At 39.7% G+C, this 16,655-nt stretch carries 15 protein-coding genes; 1 reads left to right on the forward strand and 14 read right to left on the reverse strand.

The window, feature by feature from the left end; translation table 11 throughout:
• Positions 1-10: 10 nt before the first annotated feature.
• The 6 genes from DWZ33_RS06830 to DWZ33_RS06855 all read right to left on the reverse strand — a co-directional run bounded on the left by DWZ33_RS06830 (position 11) and on the right by DWZ33_RS06855 (position 6,537).
• A complete protein-coding gene (locus DWZ33_RS06830) occupies positions 11-1,018 on the reverse strand; it encodes a sugar ABC transporter substrate-binding protein (RefSeq protein ID WP_022937332.1) in 1,008 nt (335 codons plus the stop codon).
• A complete protein-coding gene (locus tag DWZ33_RS06835; protein WP_118454276.1) occupies positions 1,009-2,799 on the reverse strand; it encodes a sensor histidine kinase in 1,791 nt (596 codons plus the stop codon). Before DWZ33_RS06835 ends, DWZ33_RS06830 begins: the two co-directional genes overlap by 10 nt.
• Positions 2,799-4,418, reverse strand: a complete 1,620-nt coding sequence (locus DWZ33_RS06840; protein ID WP_118454277.1) for a response regulator — start codon at positions 4,416-4,418, stop codon at positions 2,799-2,801. Before DWZ33_RS06840 ends, DWZ33_RS06835 begins: the two co-directional genes overlap by 1 nt.
• 176 nt (positions 4,419-4,594) lie before the next feature.
• Entirely contained in the window at positions 4,595-5,917 is a 1,323-nt protein-coding gene (locus DWZ33_RS06845; RefSeq protein ID WP_118454278.1) for a 6-phospho-beta-glucosidase, read from the reverse strand.
• Complete coding sequence (locus tag DWZ33_RS06850; RefSeq protein WP_022937336.1) at positions 5,901-6,233, reverse strand: PTS sugar transporter subunit IIA; 333 nt, start codon at positions 6,231-6,233, stop codon at positions 5,901-5,903. Before DWZ33_RS06850 ends, DWZ33_RS06845 begins: the two co-directional genes overlap by 17 nt.
• A gap of 1 nt (position 6,234) precedes the next feature.
• Positions 6,235-6,537, reverse strand: coding sequence for a PTS sugar transporter subunit IIB (locus DWZ33_RS06855; protein ID WP_118454279.1), 303 nt, complete (start codon positions 6,535-6,537; stop codon positions 6,235-6,237).
• Between the two features lie 168 nt (positions 6,538-6,705).
• Here DWZ33_RS06855 and DWZ33_RS06860 point away from each other — a divergent pair, with 168 nt between their 5' ends.
• Positions 6,706-7,413, forward strand: coding sequence for a GntR family transcriptional regulator (locus DWZ33_RS06860; protein ID WP_022937338.1), 708 nt, complete (start codon positions 6,706-6,708; stop codon positions 7,411-7,413).
• 128 nt (positions 7,414-7,541) lie between these two features.
• Here DWZ33_RS06860 and ggt read toward each other — a convergent pair whose 3' ends face one another.
• The 8 genes from ggt to DWZ33_RS06900 all read right to left on the reverse strand — a co-directional run bounded on the left by ggt (position 7,542) and on the right by DWZ33_RS06900 (position 16,511).
• Positions 7,542-9,155 (reverse strand): gamma-glutamyltransferase, encoded by a 1,614-nt coding sequence (gene ggt, locus DWZ33_RS06865; RefSeq protein WP_118454280.1) that lies wholly within the window; start codon positions 9,153-9,155, stop codon positions 7,542-7,544.
• A 19-nt stretch (positions 9,156-9,174) separates the two neighbouring features.
• Positions 9,175-10,428, reverse strand: a complete 1,254-nt coding sequence (locus tag DWZ33_RS06870) for a PTS sugar transporter subunit IIC (RefSeq protein ID WP_022937345.1) — start codon at positions 10,426-10,428, stop codon at positions 9,175-9,177.
• A gap of 199 nt (positions 10,429-10,627) precedes the next feature.
• The gene (locus DWZ33_RS06875) at positions 10,628-11,584 is read right to left on the reverse strand and encodes a 2-keto-3-deoxygluconate permease (protein ID WP_118454281.1); all 957 of its coding nucleotides are present in this window, start codon (positions 11,582-11,584) and stop codon (positions 10,628-10,630) included.
• Positions 11,584-13,059 carry a glycoside hydrolase family 1 protein gene (locus DWZ33_RS06880; RefSeq protein WP_118454282.1) on the reverse strand — a complete coding sequence of 492 codons (1,476 nt, stop codon included), beginning with the start codon at positions 13,057-13,059 and terminating at the stop codon, positions 11,584-11,586. Before DWZ33_RS06880 ends, DWZ33_RS06875 begins: the two co-directional genes overlap by 1 nt.
• 2 nt (positions 13,060-13,061) lie before the next feature.
• On the reverse strand, positions 13,062-14,537 hold the full coding sequence (locus DWZ33_RS06885) for a glycoside hydrolase family 1 protein (protein WP_118454283.1): 1,476 nt from the start codon (positions 14,535-14,537) through the stop codon (positions 13,062-13,064).
• A gap of 44 nt (positions 14,538-14,581) precedes the next feature.
• The gene (locus DWZ33_RS06890) at positions 14,582-15,874 is read right to left on the reverse strand and encodes a PTS sugar transporter subunit IIC (protein ID WP_022937349.1); all 1,293 of its coding nucleotides are present in this window, start codon (positions 15,872-15,874) and stop codon (positions 14,582-14,584) included.
• Positions 15,874-16,179: a PTS sugar transporter subunit IIB gene (locus tag DWZ33_RS06895; RefSeq protein WP_022937350.1), complete on the reverse strand. Its 306-nt coding sequence runs from the start codon at positions 16,177-16,179 to the stop codon at positions 15,874-15,876. The genes DWZ33_RS06890 and DWZ33_RS06895 overlap by 1 nt, the downstream gene beginning before the upstream one ends.
• Positions 16,176-16,511: a PTS sugar transporter subunit IIA gene (locus DWZ33_RS06900; protein WP_022937351.1), complete on the reverse strand. Its 336-nt coding sequence runs from the start codon at positions 16,509-16,511 to the stop codon at positions 16,176-16,178. The genes DWZ33_RS06895 and DWZ33_RS06900 overlap by 4 nt, the downstream gene beginning before the upstream one ends.
• Positions 16,512-16,655 lie beyond the last annotated feature (144 nt).

Genomic DNA, 16,655 nt, shown 5'->3' on the forward strand with positions numbered 1-16,655 from the left:
ATGCCTCCGTTTATTCTATTGGATAAAGAATTTTTTCAAAATACTTTTCCTTCAAATCATCTTTTTCAAGATAATATGAAGCCAGTTCAATCTGTTCCCGGTCACTGCTTTTTTCAATTGCCTCAACTGCTTTCACAATGCTTAAATAACCAGCATCATATTGATTCGTCGCTATCAAGCCTTTGATGAAGCCGCGATCCATTTGATTTAAAATCTTTGTCGTACTGCCAAAACCATACAAAACAGCGATGTCTTCATAAGCCGTATGATCCGCGATTATATCAGCGGTCAAGTCCAGACTCTTTACATCTAAAGCTACGATAATTGCCCCGTCATCACATGCCGCTACTTCATCAGCCATTACCTGAGAAAAGAAATCTTCATTCTCAATAACGGGTGTATTGGGGGAGCCGCCGGGTGACATTTCATAATGATGGGCCTGAAAGCCAGCCTGGGAAATCTCCGCTAAAAGACCGTTATACACTTCTTGGTTATAACCGTAATCAAGACCTTCAGTAAACATGTAAACCGGCTTATCAGCATTATTTTCACGGACAATGGCTTCACCCAGCATTCGGCCGGCTTCATAATAATCCTGTGAGATACCGGTAATTGCCCAATCTCCCGGCAGGCTGTTGCCCATGATAATCAGCGGACTGGTTAAAACCATGTCATCCAATATCCGACGGCATTCTGCCTGCTTTAACGGCACAAATACCACTGCCTGCGAGCCATCACTGATCTCACGATTTAAAAGCTCCATCTGTTCCTCGACATCCCCTTTTTCATATAATGTGATGAAATTGACATCCACATTGTATTCATCAGCGGCTTTATCAATCCCCTTACGGAAATTCTTATAATAATCGTCATTGGTATCTTTGATTATGACGGAGACAGAATAAATGGTAGTTTCCTTTTCCTTAATAATTAAATCAGTTGAAGATAACAGAAATAAAATAATTAAAATACCGGCCATCAGTCCCCATATCAGCTTTTCCTGTCTTGTCATTTCCATAGTTGTTCACCCTTTGCGATTATCTGGCTGTAAGGAATAGCCGGAAGCCGGATCATAATTTCTGTTCCTACATCCGGTTCAGAATGAATAGTTAAGCCATATTGCTCACCAAAATAGAGTTTAATCCGCTCATTCACATTCTTTACACCAATGCCTGAACCCTTTTTAGAGGTTGTGTGAATCGAATCTGAGAATAAGCTTGCCACCTGTTCCTCAGTCATACCCAATCCATTGTCACAAACCATAAAGAATAAATCATTACCTTCACGCCAGCTCTTAATGATTACCTCACCATCACCGTCCATGAATTCCATACCGTGATAGATCGCGTTTTCCACTAATGGCTGAAGCATAAGCTTTAAGCTGGCAAGTTCTTCGCAGCCCTCACCGACCTCAATATCATAAGTAAATTTATTTTTGAAACGCATTCTTTGAATCATCAAGTAGCTGCGTACATGCTCAATCTCATCACGAACCTGAATAATACTCTTTCCTTTACTTAAGCTGATGCGGAAGAAACGTGCCAGAGCAGTTACAACTTTCACAGCTTCAGCTTTCTGCTCATTTTCAATCATCCAGACAATAATATCTAATGTATTATAGAGGAAATGCGGGTTGATCTGCGATTGCAGCGTATCAAATTCCTGCTTGCGTTTTGCCTCATGCTCGGTAACGATATCATTCATGAGTACCCTGATCTGTTTAGCCATGTTGCTGATTGAAGTTCCTAAATGCTGAATCTCATAAGAACCGCCAATATAGACCGGTGTCTGTAAATTACCTTCCTCAAGAATACCTACTGATTTTTCTAATTCCTTGATTGGATCGGTTATTCTGGAAGAGATGTATGAATTGATAAAGGTTAAAATAAATAAAATCAGGGTAATGATAAAGATAATAAATAATCTGGTTTTAATCGTATTTAAGGAGACAACATTCTTCGGTGTTACGCCTACCACCTTCCAGCCGGTATAACCGACTGATTTTACGGTGACAATTCGTTCAGCGCCTTCAAATTCCTCCAGATGATTGCCGTCCTTGTATTCGGCAGCTGCTAAATTATTCTCCATGAAACGGCCTGAATCAATCAGCTGCATCTTTGGGTGATAGAGAATTTCACCATCACTGCTGATTAGATAGACATAACCGCCGCTGCCGGTCGTTACACCGTTAAAAAGGTGAGCCAAGCTTGAATAGCTTAAATCGACAAGCAGTACACCTTGCGCGGTTGATGTCCCTTCGGTCAGTTCCACAGCTCTTGATAACGATATGACCCATTGATACTGGCTCTCATTCCCATCAAAGATGGTTTGCACATGCGGATCAGAGAAATGCTGATTTTCCGTTTTATCAAGAGCATTAGTAAACCAGCTGTCACTCTTAACATCAAGGTTGGTCTTGATTCTAGCTGCCGGCACCGCTTCAATCAACGCACCGTCTTGGGAAAACAAGGCAATATTGGCAACATCATCACGGTTATTGTCATAGAGCAGCGTGATTTCACTGTTAATAGATTCTGAGGACAAATCAGCATTCTTGACTGCCCCATAATAAAGTGAATCCGACAGCTTCATCACCGTGCGCAGATAACTCTCTACCGAACGGGCTACCTGACTGATTAAGCTTTGATTCTCCTCCATGACTGTCTGCGATACTTGACTTGAAAGCCGCCCATAGATTGAAAAAGTAATCAGCAAGCTGGCAGCCAGAGCAGTGATTGTGAAATATATAAAAATTGTACGCCGGATGCTTTGGTTATGAAATATTTTCTTTTTTTCCATTATCTGGCTCCGCGGAATTTAGTAGGTGATACACCGTATTTTTTCTTAAATACATAACTGAAATAATTCTGTTCCTGATAACCTACTTTGGAAGCAATGATATAAGTTTTATCATCTGTCTTATTTAAAAGATCAACAGCCTTATTTAATCTGACTTCTGTCAGATAGGCAATGTAAGCCTGACCGGTTTCTTTCTTAAATATGGTCGAAAAGTAAGCTGGGCTCATATGCAGATGGCGGCAGATCATTTCAACAGATAAATCAGGGTTTTGATAATTATCCATGATATACTGTTTAGCTTCCTGAATAATGTGCCGAGTTGTTACATCACGTTCATTATTGATTGCCTGATTGATTGTGAGGGTTGTATTAAAAAGCCATTCACCAAAATCATCGCGTTTTTGAAGCATATCGATGACATTCAGATATTCCAATTCACCGCCTAAGATTTCCTCAAGATTAATGTCATATTGTTGGATTACTTGGATAATTGTATTCAAAACACCAAATACATAAACCTGTTTCTGACGGTAATGAACCTTAGCGGATGCGAGTTTTTCTGCGATTCTGGCAGTGACAGCTTTTATTTTCTCATCCGGGCCAAATTTAACCGCTGCAATATATTCTGATTCGTCATTGTTGTCAAATTTCAATTTACCGCCGCCGACTGGTTCCATATCATTAATATAGATGGTGCTGCCGCCGCCGACAACTGCTTTATAACCCAGAGCTTCAACTGCTGACTGGTAAGATCGTATGATCTGTGATAAATGGCTGCAGCTGTGTCCGATGCCAATTGTTACCGGCACCTCTAAAATTCGCTTTACCTCTTTGCAGATATCGCCAAACACATCGATCAGACCGGTAATAGTATTGTCATCAAGTGCTACAATAGCTACCATCTGAGCCTCCGCCACTGACTGAAAAAGGGAAAAACGGCAGTAACTGCTTAATTTTTCCGCGACGATTTGTTTTACTGAAATTGGTATCAGCTCTTCCTCTTGATGAAGGGATAATGTTTTTTTACTTCGGTCATCACTCTTTTCTACATCAATTGCGCCAATGATCCACCGTTTAGCACCGGCAATGGGAATATCATATTCTTCCAGCTTTGATTCAATAAAAGAGACCGGCATCTGGCGGTGAACCATGTCATTAAAGAATTGTTCACGGATAATTGGCAGGCTCTTGCGGTAATTCTCCCGCAGACTGTTTACATTGCGTTTTTCTTCAATTTCTTCATCCAAACCAGATTTAATTCTTTTTAATATAGAAGTCAGTTCTTCCACATTCACCGGCTTTAAAATATATTCCGTCACATTCAGTTTAATTGCCCGCTGAGCATATTCAAAATCATCATAACCGGAAAAGATGACCACTTTTGTGGAAGGATACCGCTGTCTGATCTTCTCAGTCAGTGTCAGTCCATCCATGTATGGCATACGGATATCCGTAAGCACTACATTGGGTTCTAACAGTTCGATTTTTTCAAGTCCATCCTCACCATTCTCTGCATCGCCCACAACTTTAAAGCCCGCAGACTCCCAATCGATCTGTTTGATGATGCTTTTACGTACTTCTTCCTCATCGTCTACCAATATAATGCTGTACAAATTCATGATCCAATTCCTCTTTTCTCATTGATTTATAAAACAGACATGCAATTCTGCCTGAATCATTCCAACCCTTTTTACTCGAAATAAATATACCATAAAACCGCTTACATATCAAAATACAGCACTCATTGATCAGTATAAGCAGAAAAAACTGATGGATGAGATCAGTTTTTTAATATTTATTTAGTAAATTGCGGCAGATATTCTTTATGAGCTTCAAGCAATTCATCAAAGACAAGATTCGCTAGCTCATCTGAAGGAATCAATGGATTCATATTCAGAGCAGTAATCGCAATGTCCCGATTGCCGGTAACAGCAGCTTCGCAGACTAATCGTTCAAAGGTTTTAATTGTTTGAATTGTTCCGTTGATCTGCGGCTTCAATTCGCCGACAGCGATTGGTTTAGGACCATCAGCGGTGATAACGCAAGCGATTTCTACGGCACTGTCAGCTGGCAGATTGCTGATTGCGCCATTGTTGCGAACATTTACATATTGGATATCACCTGAATTGCTGTATAAAGATGCAATCAGGTTACACGCAGCATCACTGTAATGAGCACCGCCGCGCTGTTCAAGCTGTTTAGGTTTTACATCAAGCTCAGGATCTTTATATAATTCAAACAGCTCCTTCTCCACCTGTGATACAACTTCAGCCCGCACATGACCGGCTTGGTATTCTTCAAGCTCTTTCGCCAGCTGCTCCTTGGTAAAGAAATAATAATTATGATAAGGGCATGGTATGCAGTGCAAACCGCGGATGAAGGCTGGTGAGAACGGCAGGGCGTTGAAGTTTTTCATTGCCAGAGCATCTGATGGATCTACATGCGCATATTTCTCAATGACTTCATCGAGTACAGATTTGCCGTCAATAAATACATCTGTAGCAAAAACATGATGGTTTAAACCAGATAATTCCATTCTTACCCGCTCTGGCTCGACATTCATGATTTTAGCGATGCCGTTTACCATGCCAATCGGCACATTGCATAAGCCGATAACTCGTTTAAAATTCGTATACCGCAGTACAGCTTCGGTAACCATCCCGGCTGGGTTAGTAAAATTAATCAGCCAAGCCTGCGGACACAGCTTTTGCATATCCTTAACAATATCCAAGATGACCGGTATCGTTCTAAGCGCTTTAAACATGCCGCCCGCACCGTTGGTTTCCTGGCCGATCATGCCATGGCTTAATGGAATCCGCTCATCCTTAACGCGTGCCGGCAGCAAACCAATACGCATTTGAGTTGTAACATAATCAGCATCCTTTAATGCTTCACGGCGATCCAGAGTTAGAAAGATCTTCATCGGCAGACCCGCCTTTTCAACCATGCGTTTCGCTAATGCGCCGACAATTTCCAGCTTTTCTCTGCCTGCTTCAATATCAACAAGCCAAAGCTCACGGATCGGACATTGTTCATAACGCTTAATAAAGCCTTCCACAAGTTCTGGTGTATAACTGCTTCCACCGCCAATCGTAACTACCTTAATTGCCTTTTTCATAACTTCTCCTCTCTATGGTTTCATACACACTGATAAATTCTTCTGCCAGAATGCCGAATGACTCAGCGGACATTAACTGATCTTCGGCGTGAACCAGCAATAACTGAAAGGCTAGCTGATCACCAGATGCTTCCTGCTGAATCAATGCCGCATGAGCATGATGACCTTCTAAGAAAATAGCCTGTCCTTGCTGAATCAAGTCTTTAGCTGAATCATAATGACCTGCCTTTGCCTCCTGAATCGCCTCAATATAGAAAGATCGGGCACTGCCAACGGCTGAAATAATCTGAAAACAAGTTAATTCTAAACCTTCCATCTTATTCTCCAATCAGCTTCAGTGCCTGTTGGAAGACACCCTTGCCATCCATTGATCCATACATCCGCATATCGATTGAAGCCATCGGTATACTCGGATATTGCTGCTGCAGCTTTTGAAGATGGAAACGTACCTGCGGTCCCAATAATACACAGGCGGCAGATGGAATCATGGCTGATGCTTCAGAAAGTCCATAAGCGTCGATATTACACGCAACCCCCTCAGCTTCAGCAGCTGCCCGCATTTTAGTTACTAGCATACTTGTACTCATACCAGCGGAACATAATAAGACAATATTTTTCATAAATTTCTCTCCTCTTGCTTCACAGGACAGTTCCTGTTTCTATGATATTATTATATCATTATATTCTTTTATTTCAATCATTATATTCTTTATAAATTATAAATCATACATTTATGACAAATTTAATAAAATAGAGTATAATATAATAAATGAAAAGGAGTATTCTTTATGGACAAGAAATCAAAAATCCCTTTATATATGACTGTATTAGAAATATTGAAAGAGCGGATCATAACCGGTGAATATGGACTGCATACCTTTATGCCAACTGAAAATGAATTAGAGAAAGAATTTGATGTCAGTAAGATTACGATCAGAAAAGCAATCGGCATGCTTGAAAATGAAGGCTTTGTGAGTAAGAAAAGCGGTTCTGGAACTAAGGTTATCAGCAATGGATTATATAATATCCTCACTCGATCACAGCCATTTTCAAAAACATTGACAGATGAAGGCTATGTATTCAGAAGAGAGAATACGAAGGTAACCCGGATTTCATTGGAACCGCAGGATGAGCTTTATCAATACTTCGGCAGTGAATGTTACAAAATCACCAGAAAATACTTTTTGGATGGTGTTCCTTATATTTATTACACGCATTATCTGTTAGGGGAAATGAAGCTGGATGAGGTATCCGATGATGAGCGTTTTTCCATTTATATGCAGATGTATAAGAATCATCGCATGATTTCACACTTTACAGATGAATTTTATATTGACTATCCTTCTACACAGATTCTTGAAGAGCTGAAGCTTAAGGAAGGTCCGACGCTTGGCAGAAAGCGCACGACTTATGGCATTAATGGTGAAGTGCTTGAAATATCATACTCACAATACAATACACGGATGCATAATTACGTGATTAATTTTGATGTATAAGAGATTCAACTGCCTGTAAATGGCAGTTTTTTTATTTAAAATAATAAAAATGCTGTCGGCAAACTGCAGTGCTATGACATACAGCTGCAGCTAACAGCATTTTTACTAATTCGTTAAGAAAATTGTTCCTATAATGGCATGGCACAGCCGTCAGCCCGTGGATCACTGCCGCCAAATAAAACACCATTTTCCTTTATTTCGATTAACTGTGAAGCGCCTGAACACTCATAAGGCTCAATTACTTTAAGCTCATGTCCCATGGCTTGTAATTGCTTCAGCTTCTCTTCACCAATCTGTTTTTCTATTTTTAATACATTTGTAATACTGCCGCATGGATTGCTGGACTGAGCATCTGCCCATTTAGCGGTTTCTAATGCAGATTGCACATCCATGCCAAAATCGATGACATTGCATAAGGTCTGCATGTTCCACTGCGGCTGATTGTCGCCGCCCGGTGTATTGCCGACCCAGCGCAGATTCCCCTGATTATCAGTTACCATATAAGTAACTAATGTGTGCATTGTTTTTTTATGCGGATGCAGACAATTAGGATGACCTTCTGTCAAATTGAAACCTGAACCTAAACGGTTATTCAGCAGGATGCCGCAGCCCTCAATTTCCTCACCAGATCCCCAGGATGCCGAAATGCTGTGTATAAAGGAGACTGCATTGCCTTGACTGTCGACAACCACAAAGCTTGTCGTGTGTCCCTTTTCGTTAAATGGGATTTCATCAATAATTGGCAGTGAACGATCCATGCGAATCGCGGAAGCCTGCTTTTTCGCATATTCTTCAGATAAGATCATATCAATAGGATTATTCACAAATGATGGATCACCAAAATAACGAACCCGGTCATTAAAGGCAAGTTTTTTTGCTTCCACCATCAAATGAATGGCTTCAGCTGATTCAGGCTCTAGTTTTGAAAAATCAAATTGATTTAAGATATTCATTTCTTCAAGATGAATAATGCCTTGTGATACCGGCGGTGTTTGGAAAACCCGATAATTGCGGTAAGGGACTGAAATTGGTTCAAGAATTTCTGATTTCATTGCCTTTAGATCTTCCAGCTTAAATAAACCGCCATGTTTTTCAGAATGTTTAACTAATTTTTCTGCAAGCTCTCCTTCATAAAAAGCATCGCGTCCTTGTTCTGCGATAATACGCAATGAATGAGCATATTCAGGATTATAATATAATTCTCCAGCCGCCAGCGGTTCATTGTCATTTTTTAAGAACCGCTTCCGCAGCCCTTTGAAACGTAAGATTTTATCATAATCAGTATGCAGATGGCGAGCCACCTTTTCGGATACTGGACAGCCATTTTCAGCCAGATCAATAGCGTCCTGACATAGATCAGCAAAACGCATCGTACCAAATTTATCTAAAGCAAGCAGGCAGGCATCAACTTCCCCTGGCACTGCTGCCGATAAAATGCCGTCATTAGGTATATGGTTCATGCCATGACTTTTGAAGTAATCAATTGTCGCCTGTTCCGGTGCCGCGCCAGAGCCGTTAAGCGCACTGATTTTTTTACTGGCCGCATCATAATACAGTAAGAATACATCGCCGCCAAGGCCGCACATATCGGGGAGTACGACGCCGCTTGTATTAGCCATGGCAACTGCCGCATCCATCGCGTTGCCGCCTTTTTTTAATATATCGATTCCTGTTGAGGATATCAACGGATGAGCGGAGGCCACCATGCCCTTTCTGCTCATCACAATACCTCGATGTTTCATAAATTCACCTTCTTTTCATCTACTGCTGATTCAGATTTTTTTGTGCTTCTTCAACTTCTTTCATACGCATTTTCTCTGCGATTTTAAAGAACGGATAGTAAATCGCAATGGATATCAGCAGACCGCAGAAAGCCCAGACAGCGGCTGGAATATTTCCGCCTGTTGAGAGATATGCGCCAATTACCGGCGGCATGATCCATGGTACAAGAGCTACCGGACGGCCGATAATATTAAAGAACATTAAGAAGTAAGTACCAATAACTAAAACTACATCAACTAAAACAAATGGTATCATCATAACCGGGTTCATAACGATAGGGAAACCAAATGTTACTGGTTCATTAATATTAAAGATACCTGCCGGCAAAGCCAATTTACCAAGTGTGCTGAAAGATTTTTCTTTTGAACGTGTCATCAGCAGTACAAGACCTAAAGTTGCTCCGGCACCGCCCAGCGATACAAACCATGGGATAAAACCCGTAGCTGTAATATAAGGGATTGGATTGCCAGCCAGATATGCTTCTGAGTTAGCAGTGATGAAAGTGGTAAAAATAGGCACACCCACTGCGTTGAGAATAGACTGACCATGGATACCTACGCACCACAGCAGCTGTGAAACAACCATATAAACTAAAATACCAGGCAATGTATTCAATGCGAATACAAGCGGAGAGAATAATTGCGTAACTAACTCTGGAATATTTAAACCAAAGACACAGCTCAGCGTCCAAAGAATTGTTAATGCGACAGCACCTGGAATCAAGGCAGAGAAAGACTTAGAAACAGCTTCCGGCACACCTTCAGGGAAGCGTATGATCCAGTTTTTGCGGACAAACAATTCTAAGATTTTAACAGCGAAGATTGCAACAACGATGGCCGTAAAAATACCCTTTGAACCAAAATACGTGGTTGACATTGCAAATTCACTGTCAATCTGAAGCATCATGAAACCGATAAATGATAGAATACCTCCCATCAATCGATCTTGTTTAAATTCTTTCGCCAAATTATAACCAACTGAAAAAGCTACATATAAAGCGATGATCCCCATTGTCATTGTGTTAGGAACACCCAACATCGCTTTATAAGGTTCAATAAATTTCAGCCATGCATCATTTGGAAATTGCTGGATGATAATAAACAGGCTTCCGAAAATTGTGAAGGGAACAGTTGCAACCATGCCGTCTTTTACACCGACAATGTAAGGATTCGCCCCTAGTTTAGCAAATATAGGCGCAACTTTCATCTCCATAAAGTCCATGAATTTTTTCATTTTTCCATCTCCTTTGAAAGTTTCATTCACTTTCCTTTATCTGCTGACATCATAACATAATAATGTTTACTTGTAAAGATTATAATGTTATATATTTATAAAATATAGAATATAATGTTAGACCGTGATCTTTATAAACAAAAAAAGATGACCTATTAAAATAAGTCACCTAAAATTTCATTTATTGATTTCTGAACAGCTAATGGATAACCGCTTTAACATTAGTTTTTTCTCTATGATGCGCCCATAGTCTTGTTAAATATGGCAATGCAAAGGTTGTGATAACCAGCGCTAAAGCACATTGGGCCGTTGCTGATCCGACATATGGCTCAAATGCTGGATTTATTTGCGCAGCTAAATAAGGCAGTGACAAACTGACTCCTGATAAACCACATGACGCAATTGCCGCATGCCCCGGCTGTTTCAGTATCAAGCAATCAAAAAGCAAAGCAGGAATCAGTGAAAGAAGTAATGTACACCCGCATAAAAGCAAACCTTGAAAGCCACATTCAAACATTGTTATCAATGAGATATTGGTTCCAAACGCAAATCCTGCCAATGGTATTAAACATTGGGTACCATCTTTAAACATTTCTTTAAACTCACTGTCTAATAAATTGCAGCCTATCCCCAGCAGCAAGGGAAGCAGCATAGCCAGAAGACTATTAATCAGATTCCCTTGGCTAGAAAAGCTAAATAGCAGTAAGGCAATATTGGGCAAACCAATCAATGTCATTAAACCGAAATTCGCTTGATCAATAGAATCGCCTAATTCATTAACAATACTCAAATAAAGAGCCGAATTACAGCTCATATATGCAGTTATCCAAGCCAAAGAGCTGATTTGAAAAATGCCCTCTGCCGGCATATAACGCAGCATAAAAGTGCCGAATATAAAGTAGAGAAGCAATTTAAACAAAGCTAACGGCAAGCCGCGTTTTGCTACTTTTCGGATAGTTATAAAATCCATCTGAGTACCCGTAAAAAACAACATTAAACCAATAATCGTCATCAGACCGCTTTTAGTAAAGGTTACCGTAAAAGGATCGCCAATTGCCAGTAAACCCGGACAAAATGTATTACATAACGCGCCAAGGAATACTGGCACCAGCATCATGCCTACCGGAATCCGTCTGATTAAAGCCGCAGCTTTCATTATTCAGTATAAGTCAGATCTTCACCGTTACTGGCTATTACTTTTGCGAAATAATCAAATGAATCTTTCTTATAACGGTCAAGACTACCTTCTCCGTCATTATTACGATCTACATAAACAAAGCCATAACGTTTTCTCATTTCACCAGTACCTGCTGATACAATATCGATTGGCCCCCAGTAAAGATATCCCATGATTTCGCATCCATCTTCAATTGATTCCTGAACCTGTACTAAGTGATCATGAATATAACGTTTTCTGAAATCATCCTGAATTTTACCATTTTCATCAACTGCTTCATCTAAGCCGATACCGTTTTCCACAATAAACAGCGGCAATCCATAGCGGTCATTCAAATCATTGCATACAAAGCGAAGTCCCTTAGGATCAACCGGCCAGCACCATGGTTCAGGTGAAGTCTCTTTTAAATATGGATTATTTAAACCGGCAGAACCACCAGTATCTACCCGAATCGCAGCATCCTTGTGATATACAGTAGAACGATAATAGCTGAATGCGATATAGTCAGAAGTAAAGTTAGCAATCGTATTTAATTCGTCTTCACTCATTTCTACATGTACATCATTTTCTCGCCAAATACGTTTTACATAACCAGGATATTGACCTTTACACATAACGTCAAGGAATAAATAGTGTTTCCGTCTATGATCAACTACACCTAAAATATCATCTGGATCACAAGTATATGGGTAAGTTGCAATATGTGATAATGAAAGCATGCAGCCAACCTTCATTTCTGGATCAATCTCATGTCCCAGCTTCACGGTTTTCGCATGAGCTACAAACAGATAATGAGTAGCCTGATAGAGCTGCTGCATTGTCAGATCAGCATTCACCCGTTCTGTATTTTTAGGGTTGATATCTAAGACACCGCCGGCAGCGAAAGGCATTCTAAAAATATTATTCACTTCATTGAAAGTCATGTAATATTTAACTTTACCCTTATAACGATTGAACACAACAGTTACATAGTTCATCCAGAAATCGATCATTTTTTTATTTAGCCAGCCGCCGTATTCAGTTAATAAATGCAGCGGCATTTCATAATGGCTTAATGTGATAACCGGCTCCATCCCCAGACGAATCATTTCATCAAATAAATCATCATAGAATTTCAACCCAGCTTCATTTGGTTCTGCTTCGTCACCATTAGGGAAAATACGTCCCCAAGAGATGCTTGTACGGAAAGCCTTAATGCCCATTTGATGCATATATTCCAAATCCTCATGATAGCGGTGATAAAAATCAATCGCTTCATGGCTCAAATAATTTTTATTTGGTACTAAAGCTGGTTCCCATTTAGAACCATTCCATTTTAAATCCGGCTGATTCATAATGCCAACTAATACATCTGTCACATTTAGCTTTTTACCGTCTTCCAAATATGCACCTTCAATCTGATTTGCAGCAACCGCGCCGCCCCATAAGAAATTTTCTGGAAATCTTTTTGCCATTTTTACGCCTCCTCGTTTAAATAATCACCATTTGTCTCAATTACTTTTTTATACCAATCAAAACTCTTCTTTTTCTTACGCTCATAAGTACCGTTGCCTAAATCATCAGCATCAACATAGATAAAACCATAGCGTTTGCTCATCTGGGAAGTTGAAGCACTTACAATATCAATACATGCCCATGATGTATATCCCATACACTCTACACCTTCATCGATTGCTTTCGCGATTTCGATAAAATGATTTCTGAAATATTCGATCCGGTAATCATCTTGGATACTGCCATCCTCTTCAACTTTATCATAAGCTCCGATACCATTTTCTACGATCCATAATGGCTTATGGTAACGATCATAGAGGTCGATGAGTGAAATTCTTAAACCAACTGGATCTACCTGCCATCCCCATTCTGATGTAGGCAGATAAGGATTTTTTACACCTGTTACTAAATTACCGCCGACCTTCTCACGCTGTGCGGCATGAATGCTTTGTACCATGCTCATATAATAGCTGAAAGAAATAAAATCAACTGTGTGCTGTTTCAGAATTTCCGCATCGCCTTCAATCATTTTTATATCAAAATTACGTTTTTTAAAATATTGTTTAATGAATAAAGGATATTCACCTAATACTTGAACATCAGTATAGAAGAAATTCATTCGATTATCCTTTTGAGCCAGATAGATATCTTCTGGATTACAAGTTTCAGGATAAGTCAATGTCTTTGTTACCATGCAGCCAATCTGTGAACCAGGGATAATTTCATGTCCATATTTCACAGCTAAAGCACTGGCAACAAACTGATGATGAAGCGCCTGATAAATTGCTTCTTCAGCTTGATCTTTATTTTCATATTTTTCCTCAACAACACCGACAGTTGTGAAAGGATGGCGGAAAACTGAATCAATTTCATTGAATGTCAGCCAGTATTTTACTAAATCTTTGTAACGATTAAAGCATACTTTTGCGAATTTCACAAACATGTCTACAACTTCTCTTGAAACCCAGCCATCAAATTCATTAACTAAATAAAGCGGCATTTCATAATGAGATAAGGTAACTAATGGTTCAATATTGTGAGCACGCAATGTTTTAAATAAATCTTCATAATAAGCTAACCCAGCTTCATTAGGTTCTGCTTCATCCCCATTTGGGAAAATTCTTGTCCATGCAATCGATACGCGCAGTGTTTTAAAACCCATTTCGCCAAATAATGCAATATCTTCTTTATAATGATGATAAAAATCAATACCTCGTCTTTTAGGATAATATGTGTCATCCTGCGTTTCCATCGCTAATTTAATATCTTCAGGTCCTGTATGCCATTGGCTCTTATAATCTTTAACATCAACATGAGGTTTATAAGACGCCACATCAGCAACACTCATGCCCTTACCATCCAGGTTCCAAGCCCCTTCACATTGATTAGCAGCTATTGCGCCGCCCCATAAAAAACCTTTTGGAAATTGTATAGTCATAAATCCTCCTTTAACTAAAGGGGCAGATAACTGCCCCCTGCTTATTAATTAAGTTCTTTTTTAGCCTGCTTGTTTGACATTAAAACAAATGGTGTATAAACAAGGGCACCCACAGCTATAATAATCAGCTGAACGACAACTCCCTGCCAGCCATGACCAACAAATGCACTGACGATGACTGGGAAACCAAATGGCACGTCGACAATATTACATGGCAGGAAACCAATATTTGTGAAGAATAAAAGTAAACCGGTTGCGATACCACCATTCAGAATGAATGGAATTGCATACGTAACATTTAATACTAATGGCAAACCGAATACTACCGGCTCAGAAATACCGAATAAAGCTGGTACAAAGCCTAATTTAGCAACCGCACGTTCATCATCGCGCTTAGAGAAAATTAACAGTGAAATTACTAAGGATAATACTAATCCTGCACCACCGACAACGATAAAGGAAACTAAAGAACCATAAGTGATTGGCTGATTTGGAATCTGCCCTGCACTTGCAGCTGCAATATTAGCTGCAATAGCACTAGCGATAAGTGGATTACGAATTGGTGTAATAATCATATTGCCATGTACACCAAGGAACCAGAATACTTGAGCGATTGTAAATAATGCAATCGCGCCTACCGGACTTTGGAATACAGCTTCAAGCGGTGCTTGAACAACTTCATAAATCCAGTTATTCAAATATGAACCAGTCATAAGATGGAATACAGTACCGATTACTGATGTAACTACTAAGGTAATTAAAATTGGCACTAGAGTATTGAAGCTCTGTGCAATAGCATGAGGTACTGAAGCTGGCATTTTGATTTTAATTTTTTCTATTTTCATTAATGCGCTGAATAACTCAGATACCAAGATTGCGACAATCATACCAATGAATAAACCCTGCGCGCCGATAGCCGCACCAGGCAGACCAGCAGCGGCTGCGGTAGCACCTTCAACAACAACGGATACTGTCTGCGGTACAACACAAATGTAACCAGCTAAACATGCAATCGCGCAGATATATTCAGGAACTTTATTCTTTCTGGCCATTTCTACACCAATCAAGAATACGATTGGCAATGCCATAATTGATAAGGTTGCAAAGTTAATGGCGGTAAAAGCCGGACTCAGACTTGCCAGTGATGGAATAAATGCTGCTAAGCCTGTTGTGGTTGAACACAATAATGTATTAAATAATGTAGCGAATGAACCAACAATAATGAATGGCATGAATGTTGTGAAAGCATTTTTAATAGCACCTAGATATTTATTATCATCAACCTTCTCGGCAACTAGCATCAAGCCATCTTCAAATTTTTCTGAAAATTTAGCCATTATTTCCCCTCCACTAACGCTTCTGCCTGTTTCAGTACAGCAGCACCGTCGCAGCGGCCATAAGCAACAGCATCAATTACCGCGATTGGCGCAGCATCACCTACGATTTTAGATACCTTACGCTGAATATGACGAACTTGTGGTCCTAATAACAATACATCAAAGTTACCTAATTCATCTTCGATCTGCCCCTGTTCAACAGCCCAAATCTTATAATCTTTACCCTGTTTTGCAGCTTCATCCTGCATTTTTGATACTACTAAACTTGTTGACATTCCCGCACAGCAGGCTAACATAATTCTCATCCTTCTAAATCCTCCTTTTTAATTACTTTTGAAAGTAAACGATAAATATTTAAAAATTCCTCTGCCTGATCAATCATAATCATGGCTGTTGTGAGATGATCCTGAGCATGAACCAGTATTAAACTTAGTTCACTTTTTTCTCCTCTGGCTTCACCCTGGATCAATTCCGTCTGTGTCTGATGAGCTGACTTTAAGTCCTCTCTAGCTTCTTTGATCAAACTAACAGCTTCATCAAAATTGAAATCACGAGCTTCCTCAATAGCCATCAATGATTTTGATTTTGAGTTGCCAGCGTTTAAAATCAAAGTGAATGCTGTTTCATACGTATCCATGCGATTCCTCCTTGCTTTCAAATGTCTGCAGTCATTTGTTACAACTACATAATAAAGGAGAGTGCCGTTTCATTCCATAGATGTTTTTTCCGTTTACCAATGCGGAAATAAATTATTGTATGCGGAAATTATGAATTAGGATGA

Origin of the sequence: Dielma fastidiosa (assembly GCF_003475485.1) — a bacterium.
GTDB lineage: Bacteria > Bacillota_I > Bacilli_A > Erysipelotrichales > Erysipelotrichaceae > Dielma > Dielma fastidiosa.

Coding starts and splice junctions, on each gene's coding strand:
- DWZ33_RS06830 (WP_022937332.1), bottom strand. CDS start 1,018: ATGGAAATGACAAGACAGGAAAAGCTGATATGGGGACTGATGGCCGGT.
- DWZ33_RS06835 (WP_118454276.1), bottom strand. CDS start 2,799: ATGGAAAAAAAGAAAATATTTCATAACCAAAGCATCCGGCGTACAATT.
- DWZ33_RS06840 (WP_118454277.1), bottom strand. CDS start 4,418: ATGAATTTGTACAGCATTATATTGGTAGACGATGAGGAAGAAGTACGT.
- DWZ33_RS06845 (WP_118454278.1), bottom strand. CDS start 5,917: ATGAAAAAGGCAATTAAGGTAGTTACGATTGGCGGTGGAAGCAGTTAT.
- DWZ33_RS06850 (WP_022937336.1), bottom strand. CDS start 6,233: ATGGAAGGTTTAGAATTAACTTGTTTTCAGATTATTTCAGCCGTTGGC.
- DWZ33_RS06855 (WP_118454279.1), bottom strand. CDS start 6,537: ATGAAAAATATTGTCTTATTATGTTCCGCTGGTATGAGTACAAGTATG.
- DWZ33_RS06860 (WP_022937338.1), top strand. CDS start 6,706: ATGGACAAGAAATCAAAAATCCCTTTATATATGACTGTATTAGAAATA.
- ggt (WP_118454280.1), bottom strand. CDS start 9,155: ATGAAACATCGAGGTATTGTGATGAGCAGAAAGGGCATGGTGGCCTCC.
- DWZ33_RS06870 (WP_022937345.1), bottom strand. CDS start 10,428: ATGAAAAAATTCATGGACTTTATGGAGATGAAAGTTGCGCCTATATTT.
- DWZ33_RS06875 (WP_118454281.1), bottom strand. CDS start 11,584: ATGAAAGCTGCGGCTTTAATCAGACGGATTCCGGTAGGCATGATGCTG.
- DWZ33_RS06880 (WP_118454282.1), bottom strand. CDS start 13,059: ATGGCAAAAAGATTTCCAGAAAATTTCTTATGGGGCGGCGCGGTTGCT.
- DWZ33_RS06885 (WP_118454283.1), bottom strand. CDS start 14,537: ATGACTATACAATTTCCAAAAGGTTTTTTATGGGGCGGCGCAATAGCT.
- DWZ33_RS06890 (WP_022937349.1), bottom strand. CDS start 15,874: ATGGCTAAATTTTCAGAAAAATTTGAAGATGGCTTGATGCTAGTTGCC.
- DWZ33_RS06895 (WP_022937350.1), bottom strand. CDS start 16,179: ATGAGAATTATGTTAGCCTGCTGTGCGGGAATGTCAACAAGTTTAGTA.
- DWZ33_RS06900 (WP_022937351.1), bottom strand. CDS start 16,511: ATGGATACGTATGAAACAGCATTCACTTTGATTTTAAACGCTGGCAAC.